This is a genomic window from Pseudomonas protegens, assembly GCF_003732485.1.
GTDB classification, from domain to species: Bacteria; Pseudomonadota; Gammaproteobacteria; order Pseudomonadales; family Pseudomonadaceae; genus Aquipseudomonas; species Aquipseudomonas protegens_B.
This window is the reverse complement of the sequence record NZ_MOAK01000085.1, coordinates 1-310: the sequence shown is the minus strand read 5'-3', so window position 1 is coordinate 310 and position 310 is coordinate 1. Positions and strand designations below refer to the sequence as shown.

General features: G+C 54.8%; 1 protein-coding gene. It reads right to left on the bottom strand.

Annotation, left to right across the window (positions count from 1 at the left end):
- Positions 1–310 (bottom strand): DDE-type integrase/transposase/recombinase (locus BLX41_RS26970; RefSeq protein ID WP_148059783.1); only part of this gene is annotated, 310 nt, incomplete at both ends.

Below are 310 nucleotides of genomic sequence, written 5' to 3'. Positions count from 1 at the left end.
ATCAACAACGCATCAATAGCCAGATCACTGGTCATCTGCGACTTCATTGACCAGCCAACGACCTGACGAGAAAACAGAGCCAGCACCACCGCCAAATACCACCAGCCTTCATACGTACGAATGTAGGTGATGTCGGTGACCCAAACCTTGTTGGGTTCCACGACATCGAACTGGCGCTTCAGCAAATTGGGTGAGGCGACCGCTGGCTTACCTCCATACTTTCCAGGACGACGCCGATACCCTGCCTGAGAGCGCAGACCTTCAAGACGCATCAGCCTCGCTACACGATGGCGGCCGCAATCTTCACCGA